This window comes from Rossellomorea sp. ABR4_004 (assembly GCF_056159585.1).
Genome location: NZ_JBSWVM010000005.1, coordinates 109833 through 126543 on the forward strand (window position 1 = coordinate 109833; position 16711 = coordinate 126543).

The 16711-nt window shown below is 44.1% G+C and carries 16 protein-coding genes; 3 read left to right on the top strand and 13 right to left on the bottom strand.

Translation table 11 applies throughout. From position 1 onward, the window contains the following. The first annotated feature begins 79 nt into the window (after positions 1 to 79). Positions 80 to 1039, top strand: a complete 960-nt coding sequence (locus tag ACXAF2_RS21315; RefSeq protein WP_475141662.1) for a stage II sporulation protein M — start codon at positions 80 to 82, stop codon at positions 1037 to 1039. On the opposite strand, the gene ACXAF2_RS21320 is transcribed toward ACXAF2_RS21315, so the two are convergent. The 11 genes from ACXAF2_RS21320 to ACXAF2_RS21370 form a co-directional block, all read right to left on the bottom strand. Next, a complete protein-coding gene (locus ACXAF2_RS21320; RefSeq protein ID WP_475141663.1) occupies positions 1031 to 2389 on the bottom strand; it encodes a DUF58 domain-containing protein in 1359 nt (452 codons plus the stop codon). The two genes, ACXAF2_RS21315 and ACXAF2_RS21320, sit on opposite strands and share 9 nt — an antisense overlap. Then, entirely contained in the window at positions 2340 to 3266 is a 927-nt protein-coding gene (locus tag ACXAF2_RS21325) for an AAA family ATPase (RefSeq protein ID WP_475141665.1), read from the bottom strand. Before ACXAF2_RS21325 ends, ACXAF2_RS21320 begins: the two co-directional genes overlap by 50 nt. Beyond that, positions 3263 to 4393, bottom strand: coding sequence for a DUF4350 domain-containing protein (locus tag ACXAF2_RS21330; RefSeq protein ID WP_475141666.1), 1131 nt, complete (start codon positions 4391 to 4393; stop codon positions 3263 to 3265). Before ACXAF2_RS21330 ends, ACXAF2_RS21325 begins: the two co-directional genes overlap by 4 nt. Before the next feature lie 22 nt (positions 4394 to 4415). Further along, positions 4416 to 5060, bottom strand: coding sequence for a DUF4129 domain-containing protein (locus ACXAF2_RS21335; RefSeq protein WP_475141667.1), 645 nt, complete (start codon positions 5058 to 5060; stop codon positions 4416 to 4418). Between the two features lie 83 nt (positions 5061 to 5143). After that, positions 5144 to 6073, bottom strand: coding sequence for a hypothetical protein (locus ACXAF2_RS21340; protein WP_475141669.1), 930 nt, complete (start codon positions 6071 to 6073; stop codon positions 5144 to 5146). Between the two features lie 254 nt (positions 6074 to 6327). After that, entirely contained in the window at positions 6328 to 6960 is a 633-nt protein-coding gene (locus tag ACXAF2_RS21345; RefSeq protein WP_113968787.1) for a response regulator transcription factor, read from the bottom strand. Continuing rightward, entirely contained in the window at positions 6953 to 8002 is a 1050-nt protein-coding gene (locus ACXAF2_RS21350; protein WP_475141670.1) for a sensor histidine kinase, read from the bottom strand. Before ACXAF2_RS21350 ends, ACXAF2_RS21345 begins: the two co-directional genes overlap by 8 nt. Continuing rightward, on the bottom strand, positions 7999 to 8730 hold the full coding sequence (gene liaF, locus ACXAF2_RS21355; RefSeq protein ID WP_475141671.1) for a cell wall-active antibiotics response protein LiaF: 732 nt from the start codon (positions 8728 to 8730) through the stop codon (positions 7999 to 8001). The genes ACXAF2_RS21350 and liaF overlap by 4 nt, the downstream gene beginning before the upstream one ends. A gap of 218 nt (positions 8731 to 8948) precedes the next feature. Continuing rightward, entirely contained in the window at positions 8949 to 9602 is a 654-nt protein-coding gene (locus ACXAF2_RS21360; RefSeq protein WP_475141673.1) for a PspA/IM30 family protein, read from the bottom strand. A 15-nt stretch (positions 9603 to 9617) separates the two neighbouring features. Then, positions 9618 to 9962, bottom strand: coding sequence for a lmo0954 family membrane protein (locus tag ACXAF2_RS21365; protein WP_044339167.1), 345 nt, complete (start codon positions 9960 to 9962; stop codon positions 9618 to 9620). Between the two features lie 264 nt (positions 9963 to 10226). After that, positions 10227 to 12014, bottom strand: a complete 1788-nt coding sequence (locus ACXAF2_RS21370) for a M3 family oligoendopeptidase (protein WP_475141674.1) — start codon at positions 12012 to 12014, stop codon at positions 10227 to 10229. Positions 12015 to 12197: 183 nt separating this feature from the next. Between ACXAF2_RS21370 and ACXAF2_RS21375 the strand changes: the two genes are divergently transcribed. Next, positions 12198 to 12920 (top strand): TspO/MBR family protein, encoded by a 723-nt coding sequence (locus tag ACXAF2_RS21375; RefSeq protein ID WP_475141675.1) that lies wholly within the window; start codon positions 12198 to 12200, stop codon positions 12918 to 12920. An 87-nt stretch (positions 12921 to 13007) separates the two neighbouring features. After that, complete coding sequence (locus ACXAF2_RS21380) at positions 13008 to 13142, top strand: hypothetical protein (protein WP_475141676.1); 135 nt, start codon at positions 13008 to 13010, stop codon at positions 13140 to 13142. A 23-nt stretch (positions 13143 to 13165) separates the two neighbouring features. On the opposite strand, the gene ACXAF2_RS21385 is transcribed toward ACXAF2_RS21380, so the two are convergent. Next, positions 13166 to 15052 carry a cation:proton antiporter gene (locus tag ACXAF2_RS21385; RefSeq protein WP_475141678.1) on the bottom strand — a complete coding sequence of 629 codons (1887 nt, stop codon included), beginning with the start codon at positions 15050 to 15052 and terminating at the stop codon, positions 13166 to 13168. A 134-nt stretch (positions 15053 to 15186) separates the two neighbouring features. Then, positions 15187 to 16503 carry an oligosaccharide flippase family protein gene (locus ACXAF2_RS21390; RefSeq protein ID WP_475141679.1) on the bottom strand — a complete coding sequence of 439 codons (1317 nt, stop codon included), beginning with the start codon at positions 16501 to 16503 and terminating at the stop codon, positions 15187 to 15189. Positions 16504 to 16711: the final 208 nt, after the last annotated feature.

The following is a 16711-nucleotide window of genomic DNA, read 5'->3' on the forward strand; positions in this document are numbered from 1 at the left end:
TTACCTTTAATGGTTTCTATTTTTTTCTAATCTTACTATAATAAGAGATAAGAAATCAAAAGAACAAGTAGGTGTCATAATGAACGTGAAGCAATTTGTCAAACAGCACCGGGAAGACTGGAAGCAGTTAGAAGATCTCCTCGGAACTCTTCGCAAGAGGAAGAACACAACGGGTCCTGCCATTGATCGATTCAACCGTCTTTATCAAAAGGCTGCCCAGAATCTTTCCTACAGCCAGACTTATTTTCCCGGTGAAGAAGTGACCGATTATTTGAACGGCCTCGTATCAAAGTCTCACAATCTATTATATAAAGACCAAATTTCCAGTGGAAAACAAGTGAGACATTTTTTCTCCACGACGTTTATCGGATTACTGCTCGAACAGTGGAAGTTCGTTGTCACGGCGATGCTTTTATTTACAATCGGTGCGATCGGCGCCTTCATTTCTGTCGTAAATGATCCTCTTCACCTATATTCCATTTTACCAGCTGAGATGTCACAAGGGGTGGATCCTTCTAATCTCGGGAAAAGTGACGGACAAGTCGATTCTTCCCTTATGTCGGCTGCCATCATGACCAATAACATCAAAGTCGCCTTCCTGGCCTTTGCCGGGGGTGTGACATTTGGCTTGTTGACGGTCTATATGCTTGTGTACAACGGAATCATTGTAGGTGCACTGGCCGCTGTCTTTTGGAACCAGGAAATGAGCTATGAATTCTGGGCTTACATCGTCCCCCACGGCATGATCGAACTTACAGCCATCTTTATTGCAGGTGGTGCAGGACTCTTGATGGGCTATAAGCTCTTTGTACCTGGACGTTTCACACGAGGCTACCAATTAAAGCAGCAAGCGAAACGATCCGTCCAGCTGCTCCTCGGGACGGTGCCCCTGTTTGTGATCGCCGGGATCATCGAAGGCTTTATTACGCCTGCTGCCATACCGCTACTCGCAAAATATATGGTTGCCTTTATAACGGTTATCGGTCTGATTCTCTATATGACCATCGGAAAGCTTCGGCTAAAGGCAAGCTTACAGTAACCCCCGGTTCATCATATCGATATAGTAAGAAACAGCCGTTGCCGCCAGTTTCTCTTCACGGGCCTCTACCATCAGGAGGCCCTGTTTTTCCCACTTTGCCTTTTCCCTTTTCTTCACGAGCATCTGTTTCTGAGCCATGCTCTTCATCATCGCCTGCTGAGAATCAATAGGATCTGTCTTGATCCGTTTGACCAACGTTTCATCTTCTATCCCAATCGTTAAAAAGAGATGTTGCTTCCGCAGGCGCTGTAAGTAAAACAGGGCGCTGTCTTCATGAAGAAAAGTGTGTACGTCACTGAATAATAAGAGCAGACTCCGCTTTTTCTGAACCGTTTGAACATAGTGGAGGACGCCAGCATAATTAGATTCGGCTGCCTCCACTTCCAAATGATAGATACGATGAAGAATCGTTTGCAGATGCGCCATCCCTTTTGCAGGAGGGATATATACCTTCACATCTTTACTGAAAGCAAGGACCGACACATAATCCCCATTTTGAAGGGCCGCTGCCGTCACGGTCAGGGCAGCCTCAAGGGATTTCTCCAACCGGTTTCCTTTTTTCAATTCCGCTCCCATCATTCTTCCGCAATCAATGAGAATCGTAATGTACTTACCATGCTCAGGTTCATATTCATTGGTCATCACTTCCCGGAGCTTTGCGGTTTGACGCCAATTGATCTTTCTTGGATCGTCCCCGAGTACATAATTTCTAATCTTGGAGAATTCCCCGGCACCGCTTTGCTGCTTACGGATTTTTACCCCTTCATACAGTAGAAACTGCTGAGCACTTTCCAACACTTTTTTCGTTTCGGTAAGATCCGGAATGACTTTCACCTCATCATGGAGCTCCACAGTTTTTTGTTTTTCCCATAAACCGAGGGAGCTTCGATAGCGAAGATACAGCTTCGTCAGGCTATAGTCTCCCCTTACCGGCGTCACCACATCATAAGCAAGGGTCCCTGCTGAATCCTGTTCAAGCTTCCCAGCTATGGGAAGGGATGTTTGAAAGCTTTGAGGGGTACCATCCAGGATCCGAAACTCCATGCCACGGGAAGATCTGTTGATCATTTCCAGATCGACGACATAATCCAGACCCCTTTCCATTTGATCCGGAATATGGCGCTTGACGTCTATTTCCTTTTTGGATGGCGACAGAGTCAGGTCAATGAGACTCACGACGATAAACAAGCCGTTCAATACGAAAATGAGCGTCCATGACAGTCCAATAAACGTTCCTGCAAGAAGGATGACGGAAAATAGGAGATACGAGATCAACAACTTTCGCGTCGGCAAGATTCCCTTATCGTGGAACAGGAATCGACCCAACAAGCTCTTGGATGGCTTGGTCAATGGTCACTCCCTCCAATTCTACGTGCGGCGATAGCTGGATTCGGTGTCTCAGGGCAGGTCTTGCCACGATCTTGATATCATCCGGTGTGACATAGTCACGTCCTGACAGATAGGCCCATGCCCGTCCCGCTTTTCCAATTGAAATCGCCGCCCTTGTACTTGCCCCGAAGCGGATCGATTCCGTTTCACGGGTTTTTCTCACAATCTGCATAATATAGTCGAGTACCGCGTCACTAAGTGTGACCTCCCCGATTTCTCTTCTAATAGAAAGGAAGGTTTCCATGTCGAGAACGGGCCCGACACTTTCCGCATAATGATTCTCGATCACTTGTTTCAATACGTTTTTCTCTTCTTCAAAGGAAGGAAAATCGATGTCCAGTTTAAACAGGAAGCGGTCCTGCTGGGCCTCAGGCAAGGGATAGGTTCCCTCGAATTCAATCGGATTCTGGGTGGCTACCACGAAAAACACCTCTTCAAGAGGATACGTTGCCCCTTGGATCGTCACCTGCTTTTCCTCCATGGCTTCGAGCAGGGCCGCCTGGGTTTTCGCCGGTGTCCGGTTGATTTCATCGGCCAATAGTACATTGGTGAAAATCGGCCCTTTGATCGTTTGGAAGCTGCTATCTTTCATATTGTAAATCGTACTACCCGTGATATCACTCGGTAACAGATCCGGTGTGAATTGAATCCGGTTGAAACTTCCCCCGAGTAACTGGGAAAGGGTCTTGACCATCTGTGTCTTCCCTGTTCCCGGGACTCCCTCTATCAACACATGCCCTCCTGCCAGAATGGAAGACAACAAGAGTTTAAGATTCGTACTTTGACCTACAATTCGTTCTTCATATTTCTCCATTAAGGATGTGATTTCTGGTTTCAACGATCCTCCACCTCTTTCCTGAATAGTTCTATTCTTTTCGACCATAGTACGTATTCCTGTTTACTGATGCGTTCTTTCTCTAATACAGCCCTTATCCCTGATAAAAACGAAGCGATTTCTTTTTGAGAAACGGTGGATAACCTCCGTTCCAACGGTTCCTTCAATTCCGACCAATCCTTACTCGTCGGGATCCCCCAACGTTCCTGGAACAGAACTCTGACATACTCGGCTTGAATCACTAACGATTCTTTGTACTGGCGTCCTTTTAAGTACCAGGCTGAAAGCGCCTTGATTCGTTCATCACTGAATCGGACCGTCTCTTCCCTTGGTATGAGAGTACCACCAAAACGTTTCCCCCGCATCCAGAGCCAAAGGACGGTGAGGATCAGCAATTGAAGAATGAAAAGTAACAGCCATTGGGGATAAAGACTAGTAAGGCTTGCCTCACTCTCTCCCCCGTGAAGGTATTCATCGACCAGGATCGTTTTCCGGGCAGCAAGACCGCTTTCTAATAGAGTGAGAACCAGCTGAAGATGATCACTATCAAGAATATTCCCGTTCATCACCCATCCCGGTGAAGTAGAGACAATCAGTTGCCCCTTACCCATAGGAGAGCTATAGGCAATCGTTCCATCCCGATCATCCAATAGAACGGTATCGTCATCCGATGTTTCTAACCTTACTCCTGATAGTAGATCTGTTTGATATGTATTCCCTTTTTGATCACGTATAAGAGGATTATCGAGCCCTTCCCCTATTAAGACCGTCTTCGTGTCAAACATCCCTTTTGGATTATCCTTTAAAAGAAGAATCGTATTCCCTGCTTTCATGAAATTCTCGTAAGCTTCCATTTCTTCTTGTTCAGGGATTGAAAACGGTTCTATCATAATCAGTAATCGATCAGATTCAGTCGCCGGCAGCTTCTCAGGTGAAAAAGACCACCGTTGTATAGAAGCACCTTCATTTTCCAAATAAGTATAAAGGGCTTTTATTCCAGAAGGAGAGGGAGACTCGGAAACATAGGCTGGATACTCCTTTGGCTTTTCAGGAGAAAGAAATACACCGATGACGATAAATAAGCTTAGAAGTGCGGCGAGCCAGACCCACGCCTTTATAGTTGTTTTCAATGCTCGTTCCTACCTCCTTTCTCTATGCATAAGGCTGTGAATCCGTTTCAAGTTCCAACCAGCTTAGAGCTTCCTGTTTATAGGGAAGATACTCTTCTTCCTCCACTTCCCGCTCACCATAGGCCACCTCATCAAACAGAAGAGCCAACCTGTAGAATCGCTCTGCCCAATCCCGATTCACTTTACGCAGTTCATCATAATACTCCCAATTTGTTTTCCAGACCTTTGCTTCGAGATAGTCTCTTTCATGAAAGTATAAAAGGAGGGCCAGGAACATATGACGGGTTGCTTTCGAATAATCTTCAAGCCCCTCTTGTTTATAAGCTTCTTCTAAATGTCTACCATAGGACCACTCCATCTCATTCATGGATTGAAGTGGTTTATTCGAACGGAATTTCCGTTTTCGGACTCCGTTTCGAATAGCGAAGAATGCAACAACGAGGAGAATGGCCACTACAATGACAATCAACGTGATCAGGATGCCCGATGCTGCCCCGCCAGTCGGTTCAAGAGAAGGGAATAGTTTTTCAAGCTGTTCTGAAAGCCATCCCTTTGCCTTTTCCCACCATTTGGCAAGCAGTCCCTGAGACTCCTCACGATAGGCCTTATATTCCTCCCCATCCAAGATTTCTTCTACTTGATCCCTTGCTCTGTTTTCATTCAACACTTTCTTCACCTAGCTTTCAGATCAAAAGCCCGGAAGCATGAAACTTCCGGAGCCTGACTGGATACTTCAATTGTTCAAGGAAACTATTGGATTGTGTTATAATCATCGATCATTTCATTTAAATCATCTGCGTCATGTCTCGTTTTTAGATCAAGGAACATAACCCCGAAACCAACGGCGAACAGCATCGACGTGAATAAAGACACAACGTTAATAATCATGCCGTACAGGACACTATTCCCTAATACCAACCCGAACGTTAATTCGAAGGCTGAGCTTACGATTCCAACGATCAATCCGAATACAATGAATAATAACAGAAGGATCCATCCACGCTTCTTCGTCAGCCTCCAGCTCCTGCCGAGACCAGGTGCGTCATTTTCGATGGCTGCCGCTCCAAAATAAAAGCTCCAACGTGTTAAGAAGTATGCTACAGCAACCGCGAATGCAAGCAACAGGATAACTCCGGCGACCACAATCCCGACGCCCGGCTCCAGAAGTGCAGCGCCGAATACTCCGGCAAAACCAATTGTAAAAATAGGAACAAATACGATACCGAATACAATCACTCCAAATAGGAGACTACTTCCGATAATCGGCCAAAAACGTGAGAATGCTTCCTTTATCACAAGCTTCACCGTAAATTCTTCATTCTTTCTCATATGATTAAGGGCAAACAAAATTGCCGCTTGAGCGATTGGGGCGAGGATTAGACTGATCAGTCCAATAAGACCTGTGCCAAGCTCTGCTGCCAGATTCACTTCTGGACCCCCTTCTTCCGTAAACTCGCCTGAAAAGCTGTTGACAATCCCATCGAACCAGGTTTCTCCTGTACCGACAGTTCTAAAGAAACTAACCCCTGCTGCCAGTTCAATGAGAGCCTGCAGTAAATAAACTGGCCCTAATAAAATAAGGAAAATAAGAAAAAAGTCTTTAAAACGGTTCTTGCTTAATCGAAATGTGTGGTCCAGTATTTCACCGAACCCTTTAGGCTTACTAAATTTTGCGTTCACATCATATCCCCCTACTGGTTATTTTTCAATATTTGACAATATATCGCTTATTCTACCATTATTCCTCCTTCCGTTGATGAAAGATTTGTATTTTTTTCTCTCTTATTACCAAAATGAACCAATCCTTATTAGATGTATATTTCACGCTGGGATTCTCATGCTTGTCATTTTAGGGAAGGAGATTCGTTTGTTTTCTTCTTTCTATACGAAAAAGTGACCCAAAAAGTTTTCTTTTTGGGTCACTTTTTACCATTTTATTTAGCTAAATCATGTTTAAAAGCATAAATCACAGCCTGGGTCCGGTCCTGGACTCCGAGCTTGGAGAGGATATTGCTCACGTGTGTTTTCACTGTTTTCAGGGCGATGAATAATTCATCGGCAATTTCCTGGTTCGTTTTCCCTTGTGTCATCAGGAGAAGGATTTCCAGTTCTCGGTTGGTGAGCTCTTCATGGGGATGGGAAACGGTCTTTTGTCTCATGCGTGTCATCATTTTCCCAGTGACTTCAGGTTCGAGAATCGATTGTCCGTTGTACGTCTTTCGCACCGCCTCGGCAATCTCACTTGCTTTCGACGTTTTCAGCATATAACTGACCGCACCGGCTTCCAGGGCTGGATACACTTTATCATCATCCAGGAAACTGGTGACGATGATGATCTTTGCGTCCGGCCACTCTTGAATGATCTCCTTAGTCGCCTGGATGCCATCCATTTCTTTCATTACAAGATCCATGAGAATAATATCAGGCCGCAGCTCAAGGGCAAGCTGGACGCCTTCTTTCCCATCCGATGCTTCCCCGACGACATCAATATCCGCCTGAGCCGATAGATAAGAAGAAACTCCGATCCTTACCATTTCATGATCATCGACAAATACCACTTTAATCATTTTTTTCACCTTCATTCTCCACAACGGGAACCTTCACTTCCAAGCGTGTCCCCTTATTCGGTACACTGATGATTTTAAACGTACCACCGATTTCAATGGCACGCTCCCTCATATTCTGAAGTCCATAGGAGCTTGTGACCTTCGATTCGTTCACATCGAAGCCCTGACCATCATCCACTACCCGTAAAATAATGATGGATTCTCTTTTGATCAATCGAATATCCAAGGAAGTCGCCTTCGCATGTCGCAGGGTGTTTGACACCGACTCCTGCAGAATTCTGAAGAGATGATCTTCGATTCCTTTATCAAGACTCATGTCTTCTATTTTCCATTCGATATCAAGGGGTACCTTCTGAGCTAATTCGACCAGCAGCTCCTTCATTCCTTCTTGAAGATTCTTTCCTTTTAACGCAACGGGGCGAAGATGAAGAAGGAGAGCCCTCATTTCAAGCTGAGACTGATGAATCATCTGCTCCACCATACCAAGCTGCTTTTCTTCATGAGGCGTTCGTCCAGGTGAGGGTGTTTCCGTGATGGCTGACATCAACATAGATGCTGCAAATAGTTGCTGACTGACCGAGTCATGTAATTCCCTCGCCAAACGGTTCCGCTCCTGGGAAACGATTTCCTGGATTCTCTTTTCCTGTTCCTCCGCCTTTTCATTGGCAAGCTTCTGGGAATATCGCGCTTGATCCGTGAGATGCTTCCCTAACGCATCGACCTTTTTCCAAACCTGCTCCACTTCCATGGTTGCCGTTTCCGGAAAGTTGATCGTGCGGCCCTGCTCCACATTCATCAGGGCATCTTCTATCTCCCTTAACTGCCGTTTATCCTTCAACCCTGTCCGGATGCCGAACACGATTCCGATAAGGATACTTACAACGAGGATAAACCCTGCTCCCGGTATATCCATAATCTCTACTTCCCATAAAAGGGACCAATCCTCCAAGGGATACAAATAAAAATATGACAGCGATAAAAAGATCACCATCCCAAGGGAAAAAAGAATGCCTGCAACAATCTGCCTACTGACTGTGCTCATATTCTTTTCACCTCTAAATCCCCGATCCACATTGAGGTGACAATCTTCACACGCTGGACAGCCGTATCATATCCTGGAGTTTGATAATAAAGGGACTGATTAATCGCTTTCGGCTCCACTTCTTCGAAAACCTCAATCGAACCGGCTAGTACCGAGTGATGAACACTCACTTCCACATCATACGGAATCAATATTTCAATATTGCCTAAAATGTTTCGAATCGAAACGACGGACGTCCCTTTAGGAAGCACCGTATTTCCAATATCGATGACCGAGTCTCCGATCACACCCTGGATGTTGATATCATTCCATTCATATACGTCTTCCGGAGTCCGTTTCGGCCCGAACCATTCGTTTTGAAGAGCGGACTTTTTCATGATGAGTGGTTCACTTGTGTGGGTGAACGTTTCCTTAATCGTCGGAGTGATGTATTTAGGATGTTTCTTCGAATCAGCAAAACGGACAATGATAAATAGAAGAATGGCAAACAATAAAAATTTAAATGCTACGGTATTAAAGATATTGACCGCTAAGCTGATGATCCCAAACCACAGCAGTATCTTCCCAAAGGTACTCGGAAGCTTCTTTCTTCCAATATAGATACAGAAGGCCGCAATCGAGAGAAAGACGAGAACCCCCCCATCGTAGAATGATACTTCCAACAGTATTAAAAGAGTTCCTATTAAAATGATCCAGCTGATCCCATCTGAGCGTAAACGATTGAACAAGGGGGTTCCTCCTTTCTGGTTATGTAGGTAAGTTTTTCGACAAGAGGTTCGTATATCTGTATTCCAGATTAAAAAGTCCTTAATGGGGTTCATATTTTCTGATTCAGGTGCATAAATCCCATATCGGGATTAAATATGATGATAAAACGGGGTGAACCCATTTGGGCTCCCCCTTTTTTATCGTTACTATTCGTTTTCATAGATTAGAATACCATGTTTTATGAAGGAATGGCTTCCGTTTCCTCTTTTTTCACTTCTTTTTCTAATTTAGCGATCTTTGCGTCGATCGTATTTCGATAATAAGAGGAGTTCACACCATGCTCTAAATGATCTAAGTATGTTTCAATTTCATCGAATTTAGAGAACGCCTGGTTGTTATAACCGGAAGAAGATTCAAGCACAGAATTCACCTTGTTATGAGCACGGGCAATATTCTCTCTTCCCATTAGCTCCATCCGCTTGATGTACATATCCTTCAGCTTGTGCTTCATCTCTTCATATTTTCTTTCAAGCTCTTCAAGCTCTTTCGTTGCTTTCAACTTTGAATCCTGGATGCGCACTGCACGCTCCTCATAGTATTTTTGTTCCTGCAGGGCAAAATCATACAGACCTTCTTCATTTGCCTTCGATGCAACCTCAGCCTGGTATTTTCGTTTGTCGGCTAAAGCAGAAGCCTGCTGATACTCTTTCTGGAATTCTTCTTTTAATAGATATTGTCTTTCAACAAGCTTACTTACTTTTTCTACTTCCTGCTCACACTGTCTTAAATAATGATTCAACACGGCTATTGGATTTTTCTTTTCCTTTTTATCTAATGCTTCGTGCAGGTCGGACATGACTGTATTTTTAATTCGTTGAAATAAGTTTGCCATAGTGTATTCTCTCCTTTAGTTTTTTAATTGTGACCATTCTCTTTCAAAATTAGTGAATGGATCCGATGATTTTTCTTCTATCATGACTTCTTCTTTTTTCCAGTTCTTGTAGATTACATACAGAACGTATAGAGCAACCAATCCGATGATCGCCGGGAAGTTGGATATCGAAGCACTGAATGCCGCAAGACCGATTAGCGCCCATAAGATCTTCTTCATTGTGGAATCTGTTTTCACAAATCCTTTAAAGCTGTAATACATGATCACTAAAGATATAGCAAGCCCTACGATCGGTCCCAAATTGGCAAGCAGGACAATGGCTGCAATCCCTCCTGCTAAAAGCAATCCAAATTTCTTCATATATTGTTGCCTCCTTTCTTCTTCATGTCTCTATCCTATCTATTTTCCGGGTTTCCCATAACGAGCCTGAGCTTTATTTTCGTATCAGACTTGAGGCTTAGGGGTGGTAGGACTTGTCGTTTTTTGGTGTAATCGATGGTTGCGAAGTTTGTCGTTTTTTGTAAAATGGTCGATATATTGAAAATACGGTTGATAAATCACCACAACAGTCGCTCTACTACAAAAATAAGGTCCGTCCCCAAAAAGGAACGGACCCTACCAGCATTATTCTGTTAACTCAAGAAATTCTTCCACATCCGCTATGCATAGCTTGATCCCTTTTTCCCAGAAGGCTTCTTTGGTGATGTCTTCACCGAGGTGCTTCATGGCCAGTTCTTCGACATTCATGACCGCGGTGTCACGGAGTAATGCCATGTATTTATCTTCATAGCTTTCATCCGACTCCAGGGCTTTGGCGTAAATGCTCAGTGAGAACAAGTATCCAAAGGTGTATGGGAAGTTATAGAACGGCACTCCTGTAATATAGAAATGGAGCTTTGATGCCCAGAAGCGCGGATGAACCTCTCCAATGGAGTCTGAGAATGCTTCCTTCTGAGCCTCCACCATCAGCTCGTTGAGTTTATCAGCAGATACAATCCCCTTCTTACGTTCTTCATAGAAGCGTGTCTCGAATAAGAAACGGGCATGGATGTTCATGAAGAACGCGACACTCCTCTGCAGTTTATCTTCCACCAGGGCAATCTTTTCGGCCTTCGTTTCCGCTTCTTTTACGGCAGCATCCGCGACGATCATTTCAGCAAAAGTGGATGCGGTCTCTGCCACATTCATGGCGTAGTTACGATTCAATGTGTGCATCGGTTTTAATGCATAGGAATGAAACGCATGCCCTAACTCGTGTGCAAGGGTGGACACATTCGACATTGAACCTGAATACGTCATGAAGATGCGGGATTGATCACTTAACGGGAAGGAGGTGCAGAATCCGCCCGGACGTTTCCCGGATCGGTCCTCCGCTTCGATCCATTTGTCCTCAAATGCTTTTTCAGCAAACTGGGCCATCTCTTCTCCGAATCGGGAGAACTGCTTCAGAATGAATTTTGCCCCATCGTCATAGGACATGGTACTCGTCGATTCTGCCACGGGAGCGTCCAGGTCATACCAATCAAGTCGGTCTTTCCCGATTAGTTTCGCTTTTCTTTCCAGGTACTGAACGAATGGCTGCTTGTGCTTTGAAATAGCTCCCCACATGGCATCCAGCGTTTCTTGCTTCATACGATTATATTCGAGGGGCTCCTTCATCAACTCATCCCAGCCACGCTTCTTATAGACATTTAAGCGAAATCCGCCCAAGTGATTAAGTGTCCTTGCAAAAAGCTCCTCATTTTGTTCCCAGGCATTCTCTAATTTTTCAAAAACCTCTTGGCGCGTATTGGCGTCTGGACTGGAGAGCAGATTATTAGCCTGGCCAACCGATAATTTTTTTCCATCATGTTCAATCTCCATGGCCCCAACAATCGTGTCATACATCTGTCCCCAGCCGTGATAGCCATCGACAGCTAACGCTTGGATAAGTGACTCTTCTGAGCTGGATAGCTTATCTTTCGCCTTTTGTCTCCACTCATTGAGGACGAAGGTAATTTCACTCAGTTGATCATGTTGAAGCAGTTCATTCCAGACCTCTTCTCTGCAATCTGAAAGCTGCTGCTGGAACTTTGTAAACGTAGAAGAAAAGTCCGCACTTAGGCTTGTGACTTCCGCGCGGAGAGAATCTGCTTTTCGGTCATGCATATTTTGAGCTTCAAGACAGCTCACGAAGGCACCTGCCTGGCGCAAATACAGCATCACTTCTTTTGCTTCTTCAATGAGGTTCCACACCAGGTCAGCATCTTTTGCCGATTGAGGCGGATGAAAAGCGAGTGCATTCTCTGCAAAGTCACTTTTCTTTTTTTCTAACGTATCGAGATGCCTTCTGAATTCCAGTGATTCACTTCCTCCTTGGAAAAAAACATCTAAATCCCAAACATCTGAATATGTATGATTTGTACGGTCCATAATGTCCCCCTAGTAGATTTTCTCATTTTCTCATTGTCCCTATCCTATTTCTAATTCTCGATAAATCCCATAAATCCTTCCTTATCTTTCACTAATCCTTTTTGCCTAACTCTCTTCATTTGGTTTTTAATCTGATAAGAGTGGAATAGTATATAACACCACTACTTACAGGGGGTTCACTCAATGAAACTGATCTTGAATATGTTAGCCTTCGCTTTAGTGATTGTGATGAATACGCTGGCTGTTACTTTGCCATTGAATAATCAATCAACGGGGGAAATCAGTGACAGGCTCGATATCATGATTACTCCAGCAGGTTATGTCTTTTCCATCTGGAGCCTGATTTATCTGCTGCTCGCGATTTGGATCATCCGCCAGTTCCCTAAAGACAGAAGAGATCTTCCCCTTTATCAGGAAACAAGCGGACTATTCATCCTGAGCTGCTTATTGAATTCAGCATGGATATTCGTATGGCACTACAATTACTTTCTCGTTTCGGTATTTATCATGATTGGACTTCTTTTAACTCTTATTGTCCTTTATAGACGGGTGAAGAGTACAGGTCCGTCCCTCCTGGATATAGCCCCTTTTTCGATATATTTAGGATGGATTTCGGTTGCCACGATTGTGAACATTACGTACTACTTGACGGACATCGGTTGGAACGGATTCGACATTTCTGAATTGGTGTGGGCTTATCTCGGGCTGATCGTCGCTACGGTACTTGCTTTCTGGTTCCGCATCAGGCAGCATGACATGCTCTATCCGCTTGTGTTTGTTTGGGCATTTGTCGGTATCGGAGTAAAGAACATGGCAGATCACTCAACCTATGCCTATACTGCCTACGCACTCGCCTTTATCATCCTCATCTTTGACCTGGTCTACAAGAGAACACGACAATCATAATGTGCACGAAGGTCCGTCCCTCGGGCCTTCTTTTTTTGTATAGGAAGCCTTCCGATGACTTACATTAAGTGATAGGGGGTGTAGTGTATGAACCAACAGAAGAAAAACGTCACTCGTTCCGGAACGGATATTGATGAGGTCAAACAACTCAATCAGCATTCTGGGCTGACGTATAATCAAGTGAAACAGTTACTGGGAGAACAATATAGCAGAAAGAAATAACTCCACAAAAAGAAAGCGCCGACTTAGTCTGCGCTTTCTTGATTTGTTTCATTTTGAGCTTTTATGATTTCTTTTTCACGTTGAACGGTAAGTTTCTCCTGTATCTTATTCTTTTCCTTACAGGGTTGGGTAAGACTGACAATCACATCTCCCTGCTCAATCTTAGGTGAAGCACCTTCAGTGAAGAATTCAATCCTTCCTGCAGGTTTAAGGGCAAACATCAATAATGTGTTATCATCCCGCTCCTGCAGATAAGATTCAAAGGTGTATTTTTCAGTAATATTCGTTTTTCTGAATACGTCTCCCCGTTCGACACGTTTATTCAACTCTTCCCACGTCACGTGGTTTTGGAAGAGGATCCTTCCGCCAATCGTATGGACCATATCTTCAAGATCATCGTCCCGCTGGCTTCGCAAACTCAGTTGGAAAAGGTTATTACGGCCGATCTCAGGAACAAATGTCGTACAGACAAGAGCGTTGTAAGAATCAAGCTCTGTAGCCGCAATCATGTATTCATACGGCGTCATATCCAGATAGTATTCCGTTTGTTCGGATAAGATTTCACCACGGTAAAATGGGATCCCTGCTTTTCTGACTGAAAACAATCGCTGCCACGATGAATCCGAAATTAAGACCGGAATCTTCAGGTCTTGAAGGGTTTTGGCAAATTCAGTACTGAATTTACTTCCTCCCACAATCATAACTCCCGGTCTTTCATCAATGGCAAGGTCCAATTTTTTCGCCAGCCATTTAATCGAGAAACCATGTGCACATACTGTGGAGAAAACGAGAGCAAAAGTCAGGGACGTCAGTATAGCCGCATCTTCAAAGCCTTTCTCTAATAGGACTGAAGCAAAATAACTTGAGACGGTCAGCGCGACAATTCCCCTGGGGGCAATCCACCCGACAAGCAATTTCTCCTTATTAGAGAGGTCCGTCCCTATCGTAGACAACCAAATCGATAATGGTCGGACAATGAATAACATCAGGAGCACAAACGCGACGATATTCCAGTTAAAGATTCGTAAAAGCGTGTCTACGGTTAACGAAGCCGTCAGCATCACGAAAATGGTTGAAATGAGCAGTACCGAAATGTTTTCTTTGAAGTGACGCATATCATCAATGGATGAAATATGCATATTCGCAAGCGTCATCCCCATTGCCGTGACGGCTAACAGTCCTGTTTCATGTGTGATCTGATCTGAAACTGTGAAACAGGCAAGAACCAGAGCAAAAACAACAGGTGATTTCAAGAACTCCGGTACATGCCCATTCTCAAAAATGAAGCCTGTGAATTTCCCCAGTGCCCATCCAAATACCACGGCAAATAGGGAAGCTGCAAAGAAAAGTAATAAAGCTAATCCCGTGACTTCATCGCTTATAAGGAAATTAATGATTTCAAAAGCAAAAACGGCAAGCAGGGCACCAAATGGATCAACGACTATCCCTTCCCATTTCAAAATCGCTGCAGGTCTTGGTTTCAACTTCGCCTGTCTGAGCAGCGGAAGAATGACGGTTGGACCGGTTACGATAAATAACCCACCAATGACAAAGGAAACAGCCCAGGATAACCCGGCCACATAATGAGCCCCGAGAGAACCTAATATCCAAGCGAGGATGGCCCCGATGGTGACGATTCTAAATAAGGGCTTGCCTAATCCCTTTACCTCACGAAAATTAAGATTTAAGCTTCCTTCAAAAAGGATGATGGCAACCGCCATGGATATAATGGGTTTGAACACTTCCCCGAAATCGTCCTTTGGATTAATGAGACCAAATATAGGTCCCACCAGCAATCCAACAATCGACATGACGACGATGGCAGGAAGCCTGAACCTCCAGGCAATCCACTGGGAAGCGATCCCTAGTACTCCGACTAACATGATGTTGAATAAAATAGAATCGATCATAGCTTTCTCCTTTGAAGGTTATGAAATCAGCTATCATAACAGTAGATAGTATGTACGTGTTACCAGGATAAAAGATTTGTCCCTCTTTGTGCAAAACAAAGAGGTTCAAAAGGGCACATCTGTTTTTGTATAGTTTACATTTTAATTGCCGATTTTAACCAGAGAGTCGTTTCCAATTCTCTGCAGATCGTAAAATAATGAAGCATAGTGATCAGAACGGCTCCCGCGTTCATGCCTAGAATGACTCCTTCCATTCCAAAACGGGATCCGAGCAAGTATATCAGTGTAAAAGAAAATACACTCGACCATACGGTATGAAGGAGAGCATCCTTTACCAATCCCAGTCCGATCAAAAAAGCTTGGAGTGGAAATACCAGGAAATGAAAAAGAAAATACGGCCAGAGCAGCTTTAAATAATAGGCCGATGCCACAGAATGAAAGAACCTTTCTGTAATATAGTCCCCAAGCAAGTAGTATATGAATACTACAGGGATACCATATCCTAATGTAATCCACATGACCTGCTTAAGATGGGTCAGGATTCCATCAAAATCCTTTGATGACACTTTTTCCGACACAGTCGGAATTAACACGATCAACATCGAAAAGGCAATAAATGATGGGAAGAAGCCAATGGTAAGGGCAATCCCAGCCAGCATTCCGAAATGCTCATTCGCCTCAAGCGCCCCCATACCTGAAAGAACCAACGCCCATTTGATCAAAAATGGCTGAACGGCATGGGTGAGAGCGTGGAATATCCGCAGCACAGTCGTTGGAACCGATACAGATAATACTGACTTTCTCATTTCAACTGTTGATAATGTAGAATGGCTCTTCTTTCTATTACCCCTAATCTCGAGTACGTAAGCATGAATTAAATAAACAAAGACGACCACTTCACTCGCAATCAGCGTCCCAAGGGCTATGAAGATGGACGTATTGATACCAAAAGATAAAAAATTATAGATCGAAACCAGTAAAAATAGCTGAATTCCTTTCCGCAGAAAATTAGCGACTGCAATTTTGCCCATCTGCTGGATTCCCATAAAATAGCCTCTGGTGATCGAAGTAAACGCCACAATGGGAATGACAATCAAAATGAGCCAGCGAATTCCTGGGTGGTATCCTTCAAATAAAGGAGTCCAGGCATATATGAGGACCATAAGAACTAAGAGAATGCACGTCGTGATGACCGCAAATCGAAAAGCAAAATGAAGCATGCCCCGGTGATACTTTTCTTCCCGTTCGGCAAAGAACTTGGAAAGACTGATCGGCAGCTCCATACTTGATAAAATGACAATCAGAAACACAGTCGGCAGAATCGACATATATGAGCCAAGACCAGCCTCTCCAAGCTCCCGAGCCAAAATCATATTGATCACAAACTCCAAACACTCACCTAAAAAAGCCGTCACCACCAGCACCAATGTACCTCTTAAAAACAAATTCATATGCTTGTACCCTGCCTTTGTTTTAGATGGTCTATTCTATGATGGTTGTCCGGGGAATATGTGAAGGGGGCGTGACGGATGTGGAGTTAGTTCTTTATTTTGGGTTTGTCATTCGCTTTAGAATGTTGCTGCGGGGTATTTTTGAGTATAAGGGAGAGGTTGTTGCGGCACTTTTAGCGGTTGTTGTGCCGCCGTCAGACAAACTTGT

Excerpts from the sequence above, each read along its gene's own strand:
- ACXAF2_RS21315 (WP_475141662.1), top strand. The coding sequence starts at position 80 with ATGAACGTGAAGCAATTTGTCAAACAGCACCGGGAAGACTGGAAGCAG.
- ACXAF2_RS21345 (WP_113968787.1), bottom strand. The coding sequence starts at position 6,960 with ATGATTAAAGTGGTATTTGTCGATGATCATGAAATGGTAAGGATCGGA.
- ACXAF2_RS21350 (WP_475141670.1), bottom strand. The coding sequence starts at position 8,002 with ATGAGCACAGTCAGTAGGCAGATTGTTGCAGGCATTCTTTTTTCCCTT.
- ACXAF2_RS21360 (WP_475141673.1), bottom strand. The coding sequence starts at position 9,602 with ATGGCAAACTTATTTCAACGAATTAAAAATACAGTCATGTCCGACCTG.
- ACXAF2_RS21365 (WP_044339167.1), bottom strand. The coding sequence starts at position 9,962 with ATGAAGAAATTTGGATTGCTTTTAGCAGGAGGGATTGCAGCCATTGTC.
- ACXAF2_RS21370 (WP_475141674.1), bottom strand. The coding sequence starts at position 12,014 with ATGGACCGTACAAATCATACATATTCAGATGTTTGGGATTTAGATGTT.
- ACXAF2_RS21375 (WP_475141675.1), top strand. The coding sequence starts at position 12,198 with ATGAAACTGATCTTGAATATGTTAGCCTTCGCTTTAGTGATTGTGATG.
- ACXAF2_RS21380 (WP_475141676.1), top strand. The coding sequence starts at position 13,008 with ATGAACCAACAGAAGAAAAACGTCACTCGTTCCGGAACGGATATTGAT.
- ACXAF2_RS21385 (WP_475141678.1), bottom strand. The coding sequence starts at position 15,052 with ATGATCGATTCTATTTTATTCAACATCATGTTAGTCGGAGTACTAGGG.
- ACXAF2_RS21390 (WP_475141679.1), bottom strand. The coding sequence starts at position 16,503 with ATGAATTTGTTTTTAAGAGGTACATTGGTGCTGGTGGTGACGGCTTTT.